The sequence below is a fragment of the Methylobacterium sp. WL12 genome, from assembly GCF_008039475.1.
Lineage (GTDB): Bacteria > Pseudomonadota > Alphaproteobacteria > Rhizobiales > Beijerinckiaceae > Methylobacterium > Methylobacterium cerastii.
Genome location: NZ_VRUW01000006.1, coordinates 20,216 through 39,128, shown reverse-complemented (window position 1 = coordinate 39,128; position 18,913 = coordinate 20,216). Strand labels below are relative to the sequence as shown.

18 protein-coding genes are annotated in these 18,913 nt (G+C 69.8%); 7 read left to right on the top strand and 11 right to left on the bottom strand.

Translation table 11 applies throughout. The features are described 5' to 3' along the window. Position 1 precedes the first annotated feature (1 nt). The 3 genes from polA (at position 2) to FV226_RS04140 (ending at position 4,963) form a co-directional block, all read left to right on the top strand. Entirely contained in the window at positions 2–3,070 is a 3,069-nt protein-coding gene (gene polA / locus FV226_RS04150; RefSeq protein WP_147761921.1) for a DNA polymerase I, read from the top strand. Positions 3,071–3,998: 928 nt separating this feature from the next. Beyond that, positions 3,999–4,745: a rhodanese-like domain-containing protein gene (locus FV226_RS04145; protein WP_147761920.1), complete on the top strand. Its 747-nt coding sequence runs from the start codon at positions 3,999–4,001 to the stop codon at positions 4,743–4,745. Continuing rightward, entirely contained in the window at positions 4,742–4,963 is a 222-nt protein-coding gene (locus FV226_RS04140; RefSeq protein ID WP_147761919.1) for a SlyX family protein, read from the top strand. Before FV226_RS04145 ends, FV226_RS04140 begins: the two co-directional genes overlap by 4 nt. A gap of 69 nt (positions 4,964–5,032) precedes the next feature. Here FV226_RS04140 and FV226_RS04135 read toward each other — a convergent pair whose 3' ends face one another. Together FV226_RS04135 and FV226_RS04130 are read right to left on the bottom strand one after the other, a co-directional pair. Beyond that, a complete protein-coding gene (locus tag FV226_RS04135; protein WP_147761918.1) occupies positions 5,033–6,466 on the bottom strand; it encodes an NAD-dependent succinate-semialdehyde dehydrogenase in 1,434 nt (477 codons plus the stop codon). A gap of 115 nt (positions 6,467–6,581) precedes the next feature. Further along, positions 6,582–7,373 (bottom strand): class II glutamine amidotransferase, encoded by a 792-nt coding sequence (locus FV226_RS04130; protein ID WP_147752609.1) that lies wholly within the window; start codon positions 7,371–7,373, stop codon positions 6,582–6,584. 335 nt (positions 7,374–7,708) lie between these two features. Between FV226_RS04130 and FV226_RS04125 the strand changes: the two genes are divergently transcribed. After that, positions 7,709–8,101, top strand: a complete 393-nt coding sequence (locus FV226_RS04125) for a response regulator (RefSeq protein WP_147761917.1) — start codon at positions 7,709–7,711, stop codon at positions 8,099–8,101. A 152-nt stretch (positions 8,102–8,253) separates the two neighbouring features. Here the strand turns inward: FV226_RS04125 and rpsU are convergent, their stop codons facing one another. Further along, positions 8,254–8,574, bottom strand: a complete 321-nt coding sequence (gene rpsU / locus FV226_RS04120) for a 30S ribosomal protein S21 (RefSeq protein WP_147752611.1) — start codon at positions 8,572–8,574, stop codon at positions 8,254–8,256. A 342-nt stretch (positions 8,575–8,916) separates the two neighbouring features. On the opposite strand from rpsU, the gene FV226_RS04115 reads away from it, so the two are divergent. Together FV226_RS04115 and FV226_RS04110 are read left to right on the top strand one after the other, a co-directional pair. Beyond that, positions 8,917–9,960: a low specificity L-threonine aldolase gene (locus FV226_RS04115; RefSeq protein ID WP_147761916.1), complete on the top strand. Its 1,044-nt coding sequence runs from the start codon at positions 8,917–8,919 to the stop codon at positions 9,958–9,960. Positions 9,961–10,182: 222 nt separating this feature from the next. Next, positions 10,183–11,655, top strand: a complete 1,473-nt coding sequence (locus FV226_RS04110; protein WP_147761915.1) for a SulP family inorganic anion transporter — start codon at positions 10,183–10,185, stop codon at positions 11,653–11,655. A 15-nt stretch (positions 11,656–11,670) separates the two neighbouring features. Here FV226_RS04110 and lysA read toward each other — a convergent pair whose 3' ends face one another. From lysA to FV226_RS04085, 5 genes are all read right to left on the bottom strand, one after another. Beyond that, on the bottom strand, positions 11,671–12,939 hold the full coding sequence (lysA, locus tag FV226_RS04105) for a diaminopimelate decarboxylase (protein WP_147761914.1): 1,269 nt from the start codon (positions 12,937–12,939) through the stop codon (positions 11,671–11,673). Positions 12,940–13,070: 131 nt separating this feature from the next. Further along, entirely contained in the window at positions 13,071–13,430 is a 360-nt protein-coding gene (locus FV226_RS04100; protein ID WP_147761913.1) for a lipoprotein, read from the bottom strand. A 135-nt stretch (positions 13,431–13,565) separates the two neighbouring features. After that, entirely contained in the window at positions 13,566–13,832 is a 267-nt protein-coding gene (locus FV226_RS04095) for a 3',5'-cyclic-nucleotide phosphodiesterase (protein WP_147752616.1), read from the bottom strand. Between the two features lie 130 nt (positions 13,833–13,962). Further along, complete coding sequence (locus FV226_RS04090) at positions 13,963–14,658, bottom strand: hypothetical protein (RefSeq protein ID WP_246691488.1); 696 nt, start codon at positions 14,656–14,658, stop codon at positions 13,963–13,965. Between the two features lie 201 nt (positions 14,659–14,859). Continuing rightward, a complete protein-coding gene (locus FV226_RS04085) occupies positions 14,860–15,516 on the bottom strand; it encodes an EipA family protein (RefSeq protein WP_147752617.1) in 657 nt (218 codons plus the stop codon). Positions 15,517–15,713: 197 nt separating this feature from the next. Here FV226_RS04085 and FV226_RS04080 point away from each other — a divergent pair, with 197 nt between their 5' ends. Then, positions 15,714–16,166, top strand: coding sequence for a YHS domain-containing (seleno)protein (locus tag FV226_RS04080; RefSeq protein ID WP_246685637.1), 453 nt, complete (start codon positions 15,714–15,716; stop codon positions 16,164–16,166). Here the strand turns inward: FV226_RS04080 and FV226_RS04075 are convergent. The 3 genes from FV226_RS04075 to FV226_RS04065 form a co-directional block, all read right to left on the bottom strand. Beyond that, positions 16,144–17,037, bottom strand: coding sequence for a 3'(2'),5'-bisphosphate nucleotidase CysQ (locus tag FV226_RS04075; protein WP_238272713.1), 894 nt, complete (start codon positions 17,035–17,037; stop codon positions 16,144–16,146). The two genes, FV226_RS04080 and FV226_RS04075, sit on opposite strands and share 23 nt — an antisense overlap. A 100-nt stretch (positions 17,038–17,137) precedes the next feature. Continuing rightward, positions 17,138–18,139: an asparaginase gene (locus FV226_RS04070; protein WP_147761911.1), complete on the bottom strand. Its 1,002-nt coding sequence runs from the start codon at positions 18,137–18,139 to the stop codon at positions 17,138–17,140. 146 nt (positions 18,140–18,285) lie between these two features. After that, the gene (locus FV226_RS04065) at positions 18,286–18,906 is read right to left on the bottom strand and encodes a hypothetical protein (RefSeq protein WP_147761910.1); all 621 of its coding nucleotides are present in this window, start codon (positions 18,904–18,906) and stop codon (positions 18,286–18,288) included. Between the last annotated feature and the right edge of the window lie 7 nt (positions 18,907–18,913).

The window sequence follows — 18,913 nt, the reverse complement described above, 5'->3', positions numbered from 1 at the left end:
CATGACCGCCGACAGTCCAACATCATCACCTGTCGGCCCCGGCGATCAGGTGATCCTGGTGGACGGGTCGTCGTTCATCTTCCGGGCCTACTTCCAGGCGATCAACCAGCCGGAAAAATTCAACTTCCGGCCGTCCGACGGGCTGCCGACCGGCGCCGTGCGGCTGTTCTGCACCAAGATCGCGCAGTTCGTGCAGGAGGGCGCCGCCGGCATCTGCCCGACGCATCTCGGCATCGTCTTCGACAAGTCGGAGGGCTCGTTCCGCAAGGAGCTCTTCCCCGAATACAAGGGCCACCGCCCCGACGCGCCGGACGACCTGAAGCGGCAGATGCCGCTGATGCGCGACGCGGTGCGCGCCTTCGGCCTGCACGCGATCGAGATGGAGCGCTACGAGGCCGACGACCTGATCGCCACCTACGCCCGGCAGGCCGAGGCGCGGGGCGCGGGCGTCATCATCGTCTCGTCCGACAAGGACCTGATGCAGCTCGTCGGGCCGCTGGTGCGGTTCTACGACTTCGAATCCGGCTCGAAGGGCAAGCCCGGCCACCGCCCGGAGCGCAACCTCGACGAGGCGGCGATCGTCGCCAAGTGGGAAGGCCTGCAGCCGAACCAGATCGGCGACGCGCTGGCGCTGATCGGCGACACCTCCGACAACGTGCCGGGCGTCCCCGGCATCGGCCTGAAGACCGCAGCCGCCCTGATCAAGGAATACGGCAGCCTGGAGCAGCTGCTGGAGCGGGCGGGCGAGATCAAGCAGCCCAAGCGCCGGGAGACGCTGCTGGCCGGCATCGAGCAGGCACGGCTCTCGCGCCGGCTCGTGGCGCTGGTCGAGGACGTGGACGTGCCGGTGGCGCTCGACGACCTGCGCCTGCCCAAGCCCGACCCGGAAAAGCTCGTCGGCTTCCTCAAGGCGATGGAGTTCAACACGCTGACCCGGCGCATCGCCGCGATGCTGCACGTCGACCCGGAGGCAGTGAAGCCCGACCCGCGCCTGCTCCCGGGCCATGTCCAGGCCGACGACGCACCCTTCGCCGACGCCGCGACGGGCGCAGAGGGTGGCGCCGAGGTCGATCCCTTCGCGGAATTCGGCCTCCCGGATGCGGCGCCGAAGGCCCGCGGCCCGTCCGATCCGTCGCCCTCGACCCTCGTCGCGGCGCGCGCGGCGGAGGCGAGCAAGCCGTTCGACACCAGCGCCTACGAGACGATCCTCACGCTCGAACACCTCGATGCCTGGATCGCGGAAGCGCACGAGGCCGGGGTGATCGCGGTCGACACCGAGACCGACTCGCTCGATGCGCACCACGCCAACCTCGTCGGCGTCTCGCTCTGCGTCGCGCCGGGGCGGGCCGCCTACATCCCGCTCGCCCACGTCCGCGCCGTCGAAGCCGCGCCGAACGCAGACGACCTGTTCGGCGGCGGGGCGAAGGCCTCCGACCTCGTCGAGCCGCTGCCGTCGCAGGTCGACCGCGGGGCCGCGCTCGACCGGCTGAAGCCGCTGCTCGAGGCCGCGAGCGTCCTCAAGGTGGCGCAGAACCTGAAATACGATTGGCTCGTGTTCCAGCGCTACGGCATCACCGTGGCCCCGTGCGACGACACCATGCTGATCTCCTACGTGCTGGATGCCGGCAAGGGCGGGCACGGCATGGACGAGCTCGCCAAGCGCCATCTCGGCCACCAGCCGATCACCTTCTCGGACGTGGCGGGCACCGGCAAGGCCAAGGTCACCTTCGACCGTGTGCCGCTCGACCGCGCCACCGCCTACGCGGCCGAGGACGCCGACGTGACGCTGCGCCTGTGGCGGATGATGAAGCCGCGCCTCGTCGCCGAGCGGCGGCTCTCCGTCTACGAGACCCTGGAGCGGCCGCTGATCGCGGTGATCGCCCGGATGGAGCAGCACGGCATCCGCGTCGACCGCAACATGCTCTCGCGGCTGTCAGGCGACTTCTCGCAGATCCTGGCGCGGCTGGAGGAGGAGATCCAGGAGGATGCCGGCGAGCGCTTCCAGGTCTCGTCGCCGAAGCAGATCGGCGACATCCTGTTCGGCAAGATGGGCCTGCCCGGCGCCAAGAAGACGCCGTCGGGCCAGTGGGCGACGCCGGCGACGCTGCTGGAGGAGTTGGCCCAAGCGGGGCACGACCTTCCGAAGAAGATCCTCAATTTCCGTCAGCTCGCCAAGCTGAAGTCGACCTACACCGACTCGCTGCAGGAGCACGCCGACCGCGACACCAACCGGGTGCACACCTCGTTCTCGCTGGCCGCCACCACCACCGGCCGGCTGTCCTCGTCGGACCCGAACCTGCAGAACATCCCGATCCGCACCGAGGAGGGCCGCCGCATCCGCCGCGCCTTCGTCGCCGACCCGGGCAACCGCCTGATCTCGGCCGACTACAGCCAGATCGAGCTGCGCCTGCTCGCCCACATGGCCGACATCCCGCAGCTGCGCCAAGCCTTCGCCGACGGCATCGACATCCACGCGGCGACCGCCAGCGCGATGTTCGGCGTGCCGCTCTCGGACATGACGCCGGACCTGCGGCGCCGGGCCAAGACCATCAACTTCGGCATCATCTACGGCATCTCGGCCTTCGGGCTGGCCGACCGCCTCGGCATCGGGCGCGAGGAGGCGAGCCTGTTCATCAAGCAGTATTTCGAGCGCTTCCCCGGCATCCGCGACTACATCGACACCACGAAGAAGATCTGCCGCGACAAGGGCTACGTGACGACGCTGTTCGGCCGCGTCTGCCACTACCCGCAGATCCGCTCCAACAACCCGTCCGAGCGCGCCAGCGTCGAGCGCCAGGCGATCAACGCCCCGATCCAGGGCACCGCCGCCGACATCATCCGCCGGGCGATGACCCGGATGGAGGCGGCGCTCGTCGCCGAACGCCTGAACGTGCGTATGCTGCTGCAGGTGCACGACGAACTGGTGTTCGAGACCAACGAAGCCGAGGTGGACCGCGCGATCCCTGTGATCAAGCGGATCATGGAAGAGGCGCCCGCGCCTGCGTTGACGCTGCACGTGCCGCTGGTGGTGGAGGCGCGGGCGGCGGGGAACTGGGAGGAGGCGCATTGAGCGGGCGCCCCCGCAAAAGTTTGTACTTTATCCATCGAATATTTTATCTTCTCCGACAAGAAAAACGCGGCCATTTTTTGGAACGGGAAAACCATACCCGGAGTTAGGTGTTTGCCAATAAATACTACCTTTAGCGTGATGATTACTCATATATATATCGATTCCAATTTTCTGCTGCGCTAGATAAATAGCTTGCATTGAATCTAATCCTGCAGCAAAACTAGATCTTCGAGCAGAGGGCCAGTCGATTTCGTACCAACAAATCCAATCAGCCTCTTCTTTTATAGGTGCAAATAAACGGACCTCGACTTGAATTTTGTTCGAATTCTGAATAAGCGTAATCAGTCTGGTTGCTATCAACATCATAGCCTCAATAGTTTAGGGGCGGAATTGTTTTCCTTGCTCGCAAGCCACTAGCCTCACCATCGCCTGTGCGTAACAACCTCCTAGCCCTACCATTTTACATTGAAAACTTCTCGTTTATATTGCTCATCGCAGTACTTCTCAGGGTTTTTTGCCGGCGAAGCATATCGACTATTAAAGATCGGCTTCTGATCGACCGTGATAGATCGACTGTCATCACGTCCAACCCACCTTCCACCATTTGAGTCCCCCGCTGGAGTTCGGGGCTGATTAGGATCATGTTCTTTTATTTGAATATGATGTCTTAATAGCGAAAATTTAAATTGTAATAATACGATTTTTAAACGAATATTTTCGATATATTGATCTAAAGATCAATTTCTGGTCACATCAATACTCCTTGGCCATCTCTCACCATCGTATATGACAGTTCATTTTGCAAGTAAACTTTCCTACTAACGGGATTGTTGGCCTGACTCGAAACCCTGTTGAATTCCGGACCCGTCGCAGGAGACGGTTTCAAAAGGAAGCTTCCTGCGCAGTTGAAGCCTGCTAAACCCGCGCCATGCCCCACACCGTCGCCGCCCTGTATCAGTTCGTCGCCCTCCCGGATGCCGCCACCTTGGCCCCGGCCCTGGAACGCGTCTGCCAGCGCCTCGGCCTCACCGGAACGCTGCTGCTGGCTCGCGAAGGCATCAACGGCACCGTCGCGGGGTCGGCCGAGGCGATCGACGCGTTCCTCGCTGCGTTGAACGGACCCGACCTGTTCGACGGCCGCCTCGACCGACTCGAATGCAAGCTCTCGACGGCGGAGGCGCCGCCCTTCGCGCGGATGAAGGCGAAGCTCAAGCCCGAGATCGTGACCTTCGACGGCGGCGCCACTGATCCCTCCGCGTGGGCCGGGACCTATGTCGCGCCGGAGGCGTGGAACGCCCTGCTCGACCGGCCCGGCGTGGTGGCGATCGACACCCGCAACCGGTTCGAGGTGGCGCTCGGCACGTTCGCGGGCGCGGTCGATCCCGGGCTGACGCGCTTCGGCGACTTTCGCGATTTCGCGGAGACCCTCGATCCGGCGGCCGAACTCGCCCTGTTCTGCACCGGCGGCATCCGCTGCGAGAAGGCCGGCGCCTACCTCGCGGCCCGCGGGTTCGCCCGCGTCCACCTGCTCAAGGGCGGCATCCTGAAGTACCTCGAGACCGTTCCGGAGGCCGAGAGCCGCTGGACCGGCGACTGCTTTGTTTTCGACGGCCGCATCGCGCTGGGGCCGGCGCTGGCGGAACGGCCCGACCATCCGCCGGAGGCGCTGCGATGACCGATTCGGCGACGAGCGAGTCCGCGCGCATCGACCATCTTGAGATGCGCCTGACCGAGCAGGACGCGACGATCGACGACCTCAACCGCACCGTCACCGAGCAGTGGCGGCTGATCGACCGGCTGCGGCGGCAGGTGGACTCCTTGACCGAGCGCGTCGAGGAAGCCGGCGCCCGCGCGGCGACGGGGGGCGCGGAGCCCCCGCCGCCGCATTATTAAGGGCATCACCGCGTCTTCCCTCCCCCGCAGAGGTGGGGAGGGAAGACGCGGTGGACCTGCCTTCGAGGCTTAGAAGTTCGCCTGGGTGACGAACTTCGTCGCGAGGTAGCCGTCCAGCGCTTCCGTGCCGCCCTCGCTGCCGTAGCCGGATTCCTTCACCCCGCCGAAGGGCGTCTCGGGGAGCGCGATGCCGTGGTGGTTGATCGAGACCATGCCGCTCTCCACCCGGTTCGACACCCGCGTCGCCCGCTCCGACGAGCGGGTGTAGGCGTAGGCCGCGAGGCCGTAGGGCAGGCGGTTCGCCTCCACGTAGGCGTCCTCGTCGTCGCTGAAGCGCTGGATCGCGGCGACCGGGCCGAACGGCTCCTCGTTCATGATCCGGGCGGTGAGCGGCAGGTCGGTGAGCACCGTCGGCTCGAAGAAGTTGCCCCGGTTGCCGATGCGCTTGCCGCCGGTGCGAAGCGTCGCGCCCTGGGCGCTGGCGTCGGCCACGAGCGACTCCATCGCCTCAAGACGGCGCCCGTGGATCAGCGGCCCCATCTTCGTGTCGGGGTCGAGCCCGTCGCCGACCTTGAGGTTGGCGGCGAGGTCCGTGAAGCCCGCGACGAAGCGGTCGAACACCGAGTCGTGGACGAGGAACCGGGTCGGCGCGACGCAGACCTGGCCGGCGTTGCGGAACTTGTTGGCGCCGAGTACCGCCACCGCCTTCTCGACGTCGGCGTCGCCGAATACGATCGCCGGCGCATGGCCGCCGAGCTCCATCGTCGCCCGCTTCATGTGCTGGCCGGCCAAGGCCGCGAGCTGCTTGCCGACGACGGTCGAGCCGGTGAACGAGATCTTCCGGATCACCGGATGCGGGATCAGGTACGACGAGATCGTCGCCGGGTCGCCGTAGACCAGCGCGAGGCAATCGCCCGGAACGCCGGCATCGAGGTACGCGCGCACCAGCTCGGCGCAGCTCGCCGGCGTGTCCTCGGGACCCTTCAGGATCACCGGGTTGCCGGTGCAGAGCGCGGCGGCGATCTTGCGCACCGCTTGGTTGATCGGGAAGTTCCAGGGCGTGAAGCACGCCACCGGCCCGACCGGCTCACGCACCACGAACTGCAGCACGCCGTCGCCGCGAGGCGGAATCACCCGGCCGTAGGCGCGCTTGCCTTCTTCCGCGAACCAGTCGGTGACGTCGGCCGCGGCCATCGTCTCGACGCGGGCCTCGGCGAGCGGCTTGCCCTGCTCGAGCGTCATGATGCGGGCGATGTCGTCGGCGCGCTCGCGCAGCAGGTCCGCCGCCTTGCGCAGCACCTTGGCGCGATCGAAGGCCGAGACTCGGCGCCACCGCGCGAAGCCGCGGGCGGCGGCCTCGAGCGCCCGGTCGAGGTCGTCCTGGGTGGCGACCGCGCACTGCCCGATGGTCTCGCCGGTGGCGGGGTTGAGCACCGGCAGCGTCTCGCCGCCCGAGCCGGCGCCCCAGGCGCCGGCGATGTGAAGCTTCACGTCCGGATACATGTCGGCTTGCATTCCCTGCCCGGCCAGCCGCGAGGGCCGGCGACGGGGGCAATGTCGGCCTCGGCGCCCCGGGGGGCAAGGCGGAGCGGGGAACGAACGCGAGCGGATGTCCGCGTCAGGCGGTGATGCTGCGCTTGACCGGCTCGGGACCCTTCACCGTCACCGCCCCCCCCCGGCGCGCGCGCAGCGTGCCGCCCTTCGGCACCACCTGCCAGCCTTCCTTGGCGCCGTCGATCGGCTCGGAAACCACCACCAGCCCGGTCTCGGTCTGGCGGTAGTACAGGCTCGGCGGCCGCGCATCGCAGGCCCAGCGATAGGCGAAGATCTCCTCGCCGTCGGTGAGGAGCGCAGTGAAGCGCAGCGGCTCGGTGATGCCGGCGCCCCGCATCAGATCGCGCACGGTCGCCAGCGTCTTGGCCATGGCGCCGACCGGGTCCTCGGCAAGGCCGTTGGCAAGGGCCAGCAGGAACAGGGCCTCGGAGTCGGTGCTGCCGCGACGCCCGTCGTAGAGGGCGTCCGGGATCAGCGCCTCGAGGCGGCGCTTGATCCGCAGGTATCCGCCGATCTGCCCGTTGTGCATGAACAGGTGGCGGCCGTTGACGAAGGGGTGGCAGTTTGTCCGCGCGGTCGCCGTGCCGGTCGAGGCGCGCACGTGGGCGAAGAAGGTCCGCGCGCGGACCTGCCCGCACAGGTTGACGAGGTTCTCGTCCGACCAGGCCGGCAAGATGTCGCGATAGACGCCCGGCTCCGGTCGCTCGCCGTACCAGCCGAGGCCGAAGCCGTCGCCGTTGGTCTCGGTCTTCCCCTGCTCGGCGTGCAGCGACTGGTGCACGAGCGAGTGGGTGGGCGCGCAGACGAGATCCGAGAGAAAAACCGGCTCGCCGCTATAGGCCAGGAAGCGGCACATGCTTGGGACCAACCTCTCGCTGATCGCACGGCCGCGAAACGCACCGGATCTGCCTGTCGGGCAAACCCGGTCCCGCGCCGTCGCCGAACCGTAACATTTAGATGTCGATGGTGAACAGTTCGCTAACGCACCGCACCATACACAGAGTTTGTGCGGTCCCGAACGGATCCTCGCCAAACCAGTCGCAAGGCAGGCATGCGCATGAGACGAAATCCGACTCTTGTTACCCGGCTTCGGACGGCGCAGCATGCTTGGATCGGGAATCAGCGGCTCGCCACGAGGCCGCACCACCCGTCAGGCATCACCGCATCCTCACATCTCGCGAAGGAGGTCCCATGGACCGCGCCCCCTCCCCCTGTCCCGTCGCCCTGGTCGTCGAGGACGATGCCGCGGTCCGCAACCTCGCCGCCGCCGTGCTGGAGGAGACGGACCTCGGGGTGATCGCCTGCGACAGCGCGGAGGCCGCGATCTCGATCCTGGAGCGCGACGACGTCACCGTCGCGCTGCTCTTCGCCGACATCCGTCTGCCCGGCGCGATGGACGGGCTCGCGCTCGCCAGCACCGTCGAGCGCCGCTGGCCGGACGTGCGGGTGGTGGTGACCTCGGGCTACGATGCCGTCGGCGACGCGCGGATGCCGGCGCAAGCGGTGTTCATGCAGAAGCCGTGGCGCGCCCTCGACGTGCTGGTCCAGGCCGAGCACGCGACGGAAGCCGCCCGCGCCGCCTGAGCGTTCGCTCGATCGACCCGGACGGCGCCGAACGCGTCGTCCGCGATCTCACGGGATCGAACATCCTTCGGCGCACGAAAAAAGCCCGGTCCGCATGCGCGGCCGGGCTTTTTCGAGGATCGCGATCGACGGGCCTCGCGGCCCGGACCGACTTACTCGGCGGCGGGGGCCGCCGGAGCGCCACCGGCCGGAGCCGACGGGGTCATCGACGGGAAGCCGGGACGACGGGGGCCGCCGGCGCCGAAACGGGGCTTCGGCTTCGGGGCGGCGATCAGGCCCTCGCGGATCGCGGTCTTGCGGGCCTGCTTGCGGGCGCGACGGACGGCCTCGGCCTTCTCGCGCGCCTTGCGCACCGAAGGCTTCTCATAGGCCTTGCGCTGCTTCATCTCGCGGAAGATGCCTTCGCGCTGCATCTTCTTTTTGAGGACGCGGAGCGCCTGATCGACGTTGTTGTCGCGAACGAGTACCTGCAACGGAGTGGATCCTCTAGAACCAGTTTGAACGTGGCATTCGGTTGGTGTCGGCGGCGAGACGCCCGCGACGGAGCGGGAAACCGACAGCGCCCCGGACCCGGGGATCGCCCGGGCGGGACGCGGTTCGGACCGTCTCGATTCGGCACCAGATCTGCACCTTGGGCAGGCTCTTACACCAAGCGGCGGCGAGTTCCAACCGGATAGGCGACGCGAACGCGATCCGCGCGAACTGTGACCGGGCAGCCTCAGTCGCGGCTCTGGTAGGGTGTTCGCGCCGACACCACACAAGGATTGCCGGACGGCGGCGGCCACACGGCGATCGTCCTACGGCAGGGGTGACCGATGAACGACGACGCGCAGCAATTCGCCAGCGACAACTATTCCGGCATCTGCCCGGAGGCCTGGGGGGCGATGGCGGAGGCCAACGCCGGGCATGCGCCGGCCTACGGCGAGGACGCCTGGACCGCACGCGCCGCGGACGCCTTCCGCACCTTGTTCGAGACCCGGTGCGAGGTGTTCTTCGCCTTCAACGGTACCGCCGCCAACGCGCTGGCCCTGGCCTCGCTCTGCCGCTCCTACCACAGCGTAATCTGCGCCGACGCCGCCCACGTGGAGACCGACGAGTGCGGCGCGCCGGAATTCTTCTCCAACGGCTCGAAGCTGCTCACGGTCCGCACCGAAAGCGGCAAGCTGACCCCGGACGCGATCCGGGCGCTCGCCACCAACCGCAAGGACATCCACTTCCCGAAGGTCCGGGTGGTGACGGTGACCCAGCCGACCGAGACGGGACAGGTCTACACCCTGGCCGAATTGCAGGCGATCTCGGCCACCTGCCGCGACCTCGGCCTGTCGCTGCACATGGACGGGGCGCGCTTCGCCAACGCCTGCGCGCATCTCGGATGCAGCCCGGCGGACATGACGTGGCGCGCGGGCGTCGACGTGCTCTGCTTCGGCGGCACCAAGAACGGCATGCATGCCGGCGAGGCGGTGGTGTTCTTCGAGCCCGCGCTGGCGGAGGATTTCGGCTACCGCTGCAAGCAGGCGGGGCAGCTCGCCTCCAAGATGCGCTTCCTGTCGGCGCCCTGGGTCGGGATGCTGGAAAGCGGGGCCTGGCTCCGCAACGCCGCGCACGGCAACGCCTGCGCCCAGGACTTCGCCGCGGCGGTGGCGGACATGCCCGGGATCGCGCCGATGTTTCCGGTCGAGGCCAACGCCGTCTTCCTGGCGATGCCGACGGAGATGATGGAGCGCCTGCGCACCAGGGGCTGGCGCTTCTACACCTTCATCGGCGGCGGAGCCCGGTTCATGTTCGCCTGGGACGCGAAGCGCGAACGCGTCGCGGAACTGGTCGCGGACCTGCGCGCGGTGGCCGCGGCGTCGGCCTGAGCGGCCGACGGGTTGCCGCGCGGCGCGCGGCTGTCTAACAGGGCGCATGGTTCCGACAGACGCCCGCCCGTCCTCGACGACGCCGCCGTAGCGCGCCCCGCCGCCACGCCGTCCGCCTCCGCGGGACGGCGCACGCGGTCCGTCGAACCGTCACCCTTCGAGATCGCTCCTCTTTTTGGGCTCGCACGCCGCCTCCAGCTTGGCGCGGGCCGGACATATTGCATGACCTTCCAGACCTTGCGGGCCGAATGGGCCCCGCACGTGCCGCGCGAATTGCTCGCCGGCACCGTCGTCGCGCTCGCCCTCATCCCCGAGGCGATCGCGTTCTCGTTGATCGCCGGCGTCGACCCCCAGGTCGGGCTCTACGCCTCGTTCTGCATCGCGGTCACCACCGCCATCGTCGGCGGGCGCCCGGCGATGATCTCGGCGGCCACCGGCGCCACCGCCCTGGTGATGGCCGGCCTCGTGCGCGAGCACGGCCTGCAATACCTGCTCGCCGCCTCGATCCTCGCCGGCCTGATCCAGATCGGCGCCGGCCTGCTGCGCCTCGGCGACCTGATGCGCTTCGTCTCGCGCTCGGTGATCACCGGGTTCGTCAACGCGCTGGCGATCCTGATCTTCCTCGCGCAGATGCCCGAGCTGATCGGGCGCGGGCCGACCGTCTACGCGATGGTGGCGATCGGGTTGGCGATCATCTACGGCCTGCCGCGGCTCACCAAGGTGGTGCCCTCCCCCCTCGTCTGCATCGTCCTGCTGACCATCGCCGCGATCGCGCTGGCGCTCCCGGTGCGGACGGTGGGCGACATGGGCGCGCTCCCCGCAAGCCTGCCGTCCTTCCTGCTGCCGCAGGTGCCGCTGAGCCTCGAGACGCTTCGGATCATCCTGCCCTACGCCGCCACGGTAGCGATGGTCGGCCTGCTCGAATCCCTGATGACCGCGGCGATCGTCGACGAGATGACCGACACCGGCAGCGACAAGAGCCGGGAATGCCTCGGCCAGGGCGCCGCCAACATCGTCTCCGGCTTCTTCGGCGGCATGGCCGGCTGCGCGATGATCGGCCAGACGGTGATCAACGTCACCTCGGGCGCCCGCGGCCGGCTGTCCTGCCTGTGGGCCGGCTGCTTCCTGCTGTTCCTGATCCTCGTCCTCGGCGCCTACGTCCGGCAGATCCCGATGGCGGCGCTGGTCGCGGTGATGATCTTCGTCTCGCTCCAGACCTTCTCCTGGCGCTCGATCCGCGACCTCACCCGCCATCCCGGCTCGTCGAGCGTGGTGATGCTCGCCACCGTCGCGGTGGTGGTGGCGACCCACGACCTCGCCCGCGGCGTGCTCGTCGGGGTGCTGCTGTCGGGGGTGTTCTTCGCGCGCAAGGTCGCCCGGGTGTTCGACGTCGCGAGCCGGCGCGAGGGCGCGGTCCGAACCTACGTCGTCACCGGTCAGCTGTTCTTCGCGACCGCCGAGGCCTTCCACGGCGCGTTCGACTTCCGCGACGACGCCGAGCGGATCGTGCTCGACCTCACGGCCGCGCATTTCTGGGACATCAGCGCGATCAACGCCCTCGACCGGGTGGTGCTGAAGTTCCGCCACCACGGCCGCGCGGTCGAGATCGTCGGCCTCAACCGCGCGAGCGCGACCCTGGTCGAACGCCTCGGCACCCACGACAAGCCTGGCGCGGTGGCGACGCCGGGGCATTGAGGCGGCGGCGAACCCTCAAGCGAGCCAGTCGGGCATCCGGTCGAGGCCGATCAGTTCGTCGTAGGTCTGGCGCGGGCGAACGATCGCGGCCTGCGCGCCGCTGACCAGCACCTCGGGCACGAGGCGGCGGGTGTTGTAGGTGCCGGCCTGGACCGCGCCGTAGGCGCCCGCGGTCATCACCGCGATCAGCGCGCCGGGCGCGACCTGCGGCATCTCGCGCTGCAGGGCGAGGTAGTCGCCGGTCTCGCAGACCGGGCCGACCACATCCGCAGTCACCCGCGGCGCGTCGGCGGCCGGCACCTCGACCGGCCGGAGCGCGTGGTAGGCCTCGTACAGCGTCGGCCGGATCAGGTCGTTCATCGCGGCGTCGACGATGACGAAGGTGCGGCCCTCGCTCTCCTTCACGTACAGCACGCGGGTGACGAGGATGCCGGCGTTGCCCGCGATCATCCGGCCGATCTCGAAGACCGGGCGCAAACCGAGGGGCGCGAAATGCGGCCGGATCGTCGCGGCCAGGGCCGCCGGGTCCGGCGGGGGGGCGTTGTCGTCGCGATAGGGGATGCCGAGGCCGCCGCCGAAATCGATGTGGCGGATCGGATGGCCCTCGGCGATCAGCCGTCCGGCGAGGCCGGCGAGCAGGCGGGCGGCGTTCTCGAACGGCGCCAAGTCGGTGATCTGGCTGCCGATATGCATGTCGACGCCGTGGATCGCGAGGCCTGGCAGCGTCGCGGCCAGGGCGTAGACGGCGGGCGCGCGCGTGATCGGGATGCCGAACTTGTTCTCGTACTTGCCCGTCGAGATCTTGGCGTGGCCGCCGGCGTCGATGTCCGGGTTGACGCGGATCGAGACGGGGGCGTCGATCCCGAGGCTGGTCGCCACCGCGGACAGCGCGAGCAGCTCCGGCTCGCTCTCGACGTTGAAGCAGAAGATGCCGGCCTTCAGCGCCGCCGCCATCTCGTCCTGCGTCTTGCCGACGCCCGAAAACACGATCTTGCGGGCCTCGACTCCGGCGCGGAGCGCGCGGAGCAGCTCGCCCTCGGAGACGATGTCCATGCCGGCGCCCTGGCGGGCGAGCGTCGCCAGCACGGCCTGGTTGGAGTTCGCCTTCATCGCGAAGCACACCAGCGCGTCGTCGCCGGCGAAGGCATCGGCGAACACGCGGTAGTGCCGCTCCAGGGTGGCGGTGCTGTAGCAGTAGAACGGCGTGCCGACGCGCTCGGCCAAGGCCGTCAGGTCGACGTCCTCGGCGTGCAGGCGTCCGCCGCGATCCTGGAAATGGTGCATCGTTCGGCCGTGTCCGGGAAGCGTCGAGATCCGCCGTTCGGCTCGTGATCCCGCCCGCGGGGGAACCTCGCCCCGAGGCGAGAGAGCAAGGTTTGGTGACGGTGCGTGCGGTCCGCCGCGCGGGCGGCGGCCTAGAGCAGCGGATCGAGGATGAAGGGATCCTTCGGGATGCGGTAGCCGCGCTTGGCGCCGCGGCTCGTCTCCACCGGCGCCTCGGTGCCGGAAGCGGGGGCGAGCGCGGATGGCGGCAGCTCGTCGCCGGCGCGGACCGCGAGCGGATCGGGCTCCGGCGCGCCGCCGCCGAGGCCGGCGCTGACGGGAAGCGTCCGAGGTCCGGCCGTCGTCGTGGGCGTGCCCTGGGCCGTGTTCCGTGCCGGCACCGTGGCCGAGGCGCCCGGCGGCTCCAGGGCGCCGCGGCGGCCGCAGCCCGCCAGCGCGAGCGCGACGAGGGCTGCGGCTAGGATTGACGTCAGGACGCGGGAGGGCGGCATCGCGGAGGGTCCGGCGGGCACTTCTGGGTGTGGTCCTCCCGAGGGAGGATCACACCTTAGCCGTTGCGGCACCCCGAGGCGAGCGCCCACGCGCCACAGCGCGAATCCGAAGCGCGCCGGTCGACTTGCGCGGGCTCAGCCCTTCTTTCCGCCCGTGGTCGCCTGGTAGGCGTCGATGGCGCGGCGGCAGTTCTCCGACAGCGACTTCCAGTTCTTCTCGAAGCACGCGTCGAGCTTCGGATCCTCGGGGGCGAGGTTACCGCAATAGTTCAGGTAATCGCCGGTGCAGTACTTCTTCAGGGTCTCGTTGCCGCGCTTGGTCTCGGGCGCGGCGGAGGCCGGCGCGGAGAACGACACGGCCAAGCCGAGCGCGAGGGCGAGGGGCATGAGCTTCAAGGCCATGGGGCGTCGTTCCATCTGTCGGGTCGAAATGCGGGATGGCGGTGCGATGATGCCATCGCGTGGTGGAAACAAGGCATCACGGAGGGGTTTCGCAAGCGCACCCCTCGAAATCCGCTGCGTCGGCGGTCGATCAGTGCGACGATGCGTGCATCGCGTAGGCCGCTACCGGCGGCAGGCGCTCGCGCTGCGCCAGCGCGTCGGCGACTTCGGTGATGCGCCGGCGCAGGTCGGCGTTCTCGCGCTCGACCGTCTCGCCGCGATCGGACTCGGACCGTGCGAGCGCCGCCTCGGCGGCCGCGAGCTTTTCGCGGACGCTGCGCTCGCTCTCGGCCGGGTCGGCGAGCGTCGCTTCGGGCGTGGCTGGATCGAGCCGTGCGGCGAGCAGGCTGTCGAGCAGGTCGGCGTGGGCCTCCTCGAGCGCGAGCAGGGTCGCGAGGCCCGCCGAGCCGTCGGCCTGCGCGGTCTCGAGTTCGCCTTCCAGGCGCTTCCGGAGCGCGAGCGCTTCCGCAATCTCGGCGTCCCGCGCGGCGACGTCGCGGGCGAGCGCCGCCACCTCCAGCGTTCGGCCGCCGAGGGCCGCCATGTCGGCGTGGCGCTTGGCGCGTGCGGCTTCGACGGCGCGCTCCATCCGGCGCTGCCCCACCGCGAACTCGGCCCGCAGGAAATCCTTCTCCGCCGCGATCTCCTCGACGGAGAGCGGCAGCTGCGCCTCGGTCCGCCGCCGCGCGAGCCGGGCGGCGCGCGCGTTCACGGCCGGCAGCGCCAGCAGCGCGCACAGGGTCGCCACCAGGAAGCCGAGGGCGAAGACCATCACGGTTTCGATCACGCGGGCGAACTCGTTCCCTTGAGCGACGCCGCGCGGCGGACCCCTGCCCGCTCGTGCGACGACGCGACCACACGCCGAAACGGGCACCGGAACCCGAGCTGAACCCGTGCACCGCGCCCGCGAGCCGGGCATGCCCGACCAACGTTGGCGCTCAGTCTAACCGGTTTTGGACGCGGGCGCGAAATCGCGATTCGCGACGCCTCAGAACGGGTTCCAGGTCGGCGTGCCGGTGAACTTCAGATAGCCGACGTTGATGCCGAGCCGCGCGCCGACGCCGGTGCGGATCGGGACCACGACGATGCCGTCGTTGGTCACCGCCGTCATGCCGAAGCCGCCGACGAAGTAGGCCGAGCCGTCGACGCCGCCGAAGCGGCGGTAGATGCCCTTCACCGCCGGCAGGTTGTAGACCAGCATCATGGTGCGGTCGCCGTCGCCGCCGATGTCGAACCCGAGGGTCGGGCCCTGCCAGTAGATCCGGCGCTGGCCGGCGTTGCGGGTGTAGAGCGTACCCTCGCCGTAGCGGACGCCGCCGACGATGGCGCCGGAGGCCTCCTGCCCGAGGATGTAGCCGTTGGGCTCGCCCCAGCGCTTGGTCGCCTCCTGAACGGTCAGCGCCAGCCCGCGCGAGACGTTGCCGAAGAACTTGTGCCCCGAATCGACGATCTCGCCCGGGCGGAAATTCTCGGGCGCGCCAGGGTCGTCGACACCGCGAGCAAGGGCGGCGCCTGGAAGCAAGCCGAGCACGGCGAGGCCGGCCGAACCGAGGCCGGCCAGAGCATGGCGGCGGGTCGGTGTCGGATGGCGTTTCGCGTCGGCTTGGCAGAGATGGTTTGTGCGGGGAGAATCGGGTGCGGTCATGGTTCCTCCTCGATCCGCTCGGGGCGGCGCCTTCACGGGACGCGGTCGCGCGCCTGGACGAAGCCCTGCGTTCGCCCCCCGGACAAGCGGCAGGCCTTGCGCCGCTCCGCACGACGATCGATGAGGCCGCGAAACCGGTTGCGAACGTCGGGCTCAAGAAAACGTCGGGCTCAAGAACTGGGGACCAAGTGGACACGATGTGGTTAACGCGACGTGACTGCGCCGGCCTCGTCCTGGCGGGTCTCGCCGGGCCCGCACGCGGCCAGACGCCGGCGTCCGGCTATCTCGGGCTCGCGGGGTTCGACCCGGTGAGCTACTTTCTGCCGGAGGGGCCGCAGCCGGGCCTGGCGACGTTCGAGGTCTCGGGCGCGGGTTGGAGCTGGCGCTTCGCCAGCGCCGCCAACCGGGCCGTGTTCCTGCGCGACCCGACGGTCTACACGCCGCGGCTCGGCGGCTACGACCTCGTCGGCATCCTCGACGGGCGGCTGGTCGACGCGGACCCGCTCGTCTTCGCTCTGGTGGACGAGCGCCTCTACCTGTTCCGAAACGCCGAACACCGCGACCGGGTGGTGGCGGACCCCGGCCTCGCGGCGAAGGCCGAGGCGTCCTGGCCCACCCTGCAGGGGCTCACGGACGGAGCACGGGAGTGAGCTCGGGCACGCCTGCGCTCTCTCGCGGCCGCAGGATCGGCCCCCGGTCGGGCAGCGCGACGCGGGCGGCGAGCGCGGGGTCGCCGAGCGCCGCGAAGGGGCCGTTGCGGTAGGCCATCGCGTGCCGGCCGTAGATGATCGGCCGCCCGGTCGGGGTCACGACCCGGCCGCCGGCCGCGGTGAGGATGTGGTCGCCGGCCGCCGTGTCCCATTCCATGGTCGGGCCGCAGCGGACGTAGAGGTCGGCCTCGCCCGAGGCGATCAGCGCGAACTTGAGGGCCGAGCCGGCCGGCCGCCGTTCCGTGACGCCGAGGGCGTCGAGGCAGGCTTCGGTCTCGATGTCGCCGTGGCGGCGGCTGCCCAGGGCCGTGAGCCCGTCCTTCGGCTCCGGGCGGGTGTGGACGGCGCGGATGGAGCCGGGCCGACCCGCCTCGATCGGCGCTTCGTGCGCGACGACGCCCGCCTGCCAGACGCGGCCGACGCCCGGCGCGGCGAGCGCGGCGGCGACCGGCCGGTTGCCCTCGATCAGGGCGATGCACACCGCGAATTCCGGGCTGCCGGCGAGGAAGTCGCGGGTGCCGTCGAGGGGGTCGACGAGGAAGAACCGGTCGGCGGGCGGCACGTCGTGGCAGGTCTCCTCGGCCACGACCGGGATCGCCGGGAACCGCTCCAGGAGGTTGGCCAGGATCAGCTGCTCGGCCTCGAGGTCGGCATGGCTCGATGGCGAGCCGTCCACCTTCAGCACGTGCGGGCAGTCGTGGCCGTGGTGCCCGAGCAGGATCTCGCCGGCGGCGCAGGCGATCTCGGCCAGATCCGCGGCGATGCGCTCACGTTCCGGTCCCGAGAGGGAGACGATGGATGATGCCGCCATTGCCATGGCACCGTCTTGCGCCTCCCATCGATCCTTGTCGATGGCGGACCCCTGCCGAGCGCACCGGCCGAGCGAACCGGCATCGTGCTCCCACGGCGGATCAGTAGGTCGCGAAGATCCGCGCGATCTCCGAAGGCTCGCGCGTCACCGTCAACGCCAGGGCGAGCAGGATGCGGGCCTTCTGCGGCGTCAGGTTGTCGGCGCTGAGGATGCCGCGCTCCCGCAGGCGGGTGGTGAGCGGGACGACGCCGCTGCCCGCGCGCGTCGACTGCACCACGACGATTCCGGCCGCCGCCGCCTCTTCGAGGGCGTCGGCCTCCCGCGGCGGCGTCATGCCGGGTGCCAGGCCCGCCGAGACGATCCCCTGCGCGCCGGCGGCGCGGAAGGCGCGCACCGCCGTGCCGTCGGCGTCGGCGTAGCCGTAGGACACGTCGACCCGCGGCAGGGCGTCGAGCGCGCCGACGTCGAAGGGCGTGCCCGGAGCGTGGCTGCGTTCGGAGCGCCGGTAGTACTGCACCGACGCCCCGTCGACATGGCCGAGCACGCCGAAATCCGGCGTGCGGAAGGTCTGCAGCCGGGCGACCGACGTCTTGGTCACCTCGCGGGCCGCCTGGATCTCGTCGTTGAGGACGACGAGCACGCCGCGCCCGCGGGAGTGCGGCGACGCCGCCGTGCGGATCGCCGCGACGAGGTTGAGCCCGGCGTCGCTCGACAGGGCGCTCATCGGCCGCTGCGAGCCGACGAGCACCACCGGCACGTCCACGGTCAGCGTCAGGCTCAGCGCGTAGGCGGTTTCCTCCAGGGTGGCGGTGCCGTGCCCGATGACGATGCCGGCGAGGTCGGGATGCTCGGCCGCCAGCCGCTCGCAGGTCTTCACCAGGTCGCGCCATTCGGCGAAGCCGATCGCCGGGCTCGGCACGGCGCGGAAGGCGACGGGCACGACCTCGGCAACCGCGCGTACCTCCGGCACCGCGTCGAGGATCGCCTGCGCCTCCAGCCGGTTGCCGGTCGCGGTGTAGTCGAGGATGTCCAGGGAATCGCGGCCCAGCGACGAGATCGTCCCGCCGGTGCCAATGAACGCGACCTTCGGCCTTGCCGTCATCGAATGTCTCCTGCCGCTAGGCGCCGAGACGGCGTCCTACCCGCAGACGGCGTTCCTGTCTCGCGCCGGCACACGCGCGACCGTCGAAGGCGCGGCGGGAACGGCGGCGTCCCGCCCTCCCATCCCGCAACACGGCGGCCGTGCGCTCAGCTTCGGAAGTCGACCACGAGGGCGGAGGCGCTGCTGCGGGCGCTGGCCGAACCGCTCGACGCGTAGCCGGAGCCGGTCGTCTGCGTCGCCTGAAGCTGCTTGATGAAGCTCGCCAGGAGGTCGCTCGTCGACGCGGTGCCCGTGGTGTCGGAGGCCGCGAAATCGAGGTTCAGGCCCGACGACGCATCGCCGCTCGGCGGAGCGCCGGGGAGCGGCCCGGAGGGTCGGCCGCCGGCCCCGCCAACCGCGCCGCCGGCGTTCTTGTCGCCCTCGGCGAAGAGCGACTTCAGGGTCGTGGCCTGGTCGTTCGTCAGCGTCCCGCTGGTGACCTGGTCGGCGATCAGGCCGTCGATCTTGTCCTTCATCGCGGAGGGATCGAGGCGGGCGGTCGCGGTGCCGCCCGACGCCGCCGACGCGCCGTCTTTTGCACTGCTACCGGACTTGAGGCTCGCGTCGATCGAGTCGAGGGCGCTGGTCAGCGCGGTCGCGTCGGTCGAGGAGATCGTGCCGGCCGAGGCCTGGCTGTCGATCTCGGAGGCGACCCGGTTCTTGTGGGCGTGCACGGGCCGCTGCGCCGGCTGAAGCTGCGACGCGGTGGTGCTGGAGATCGAACTCATGGGGGCA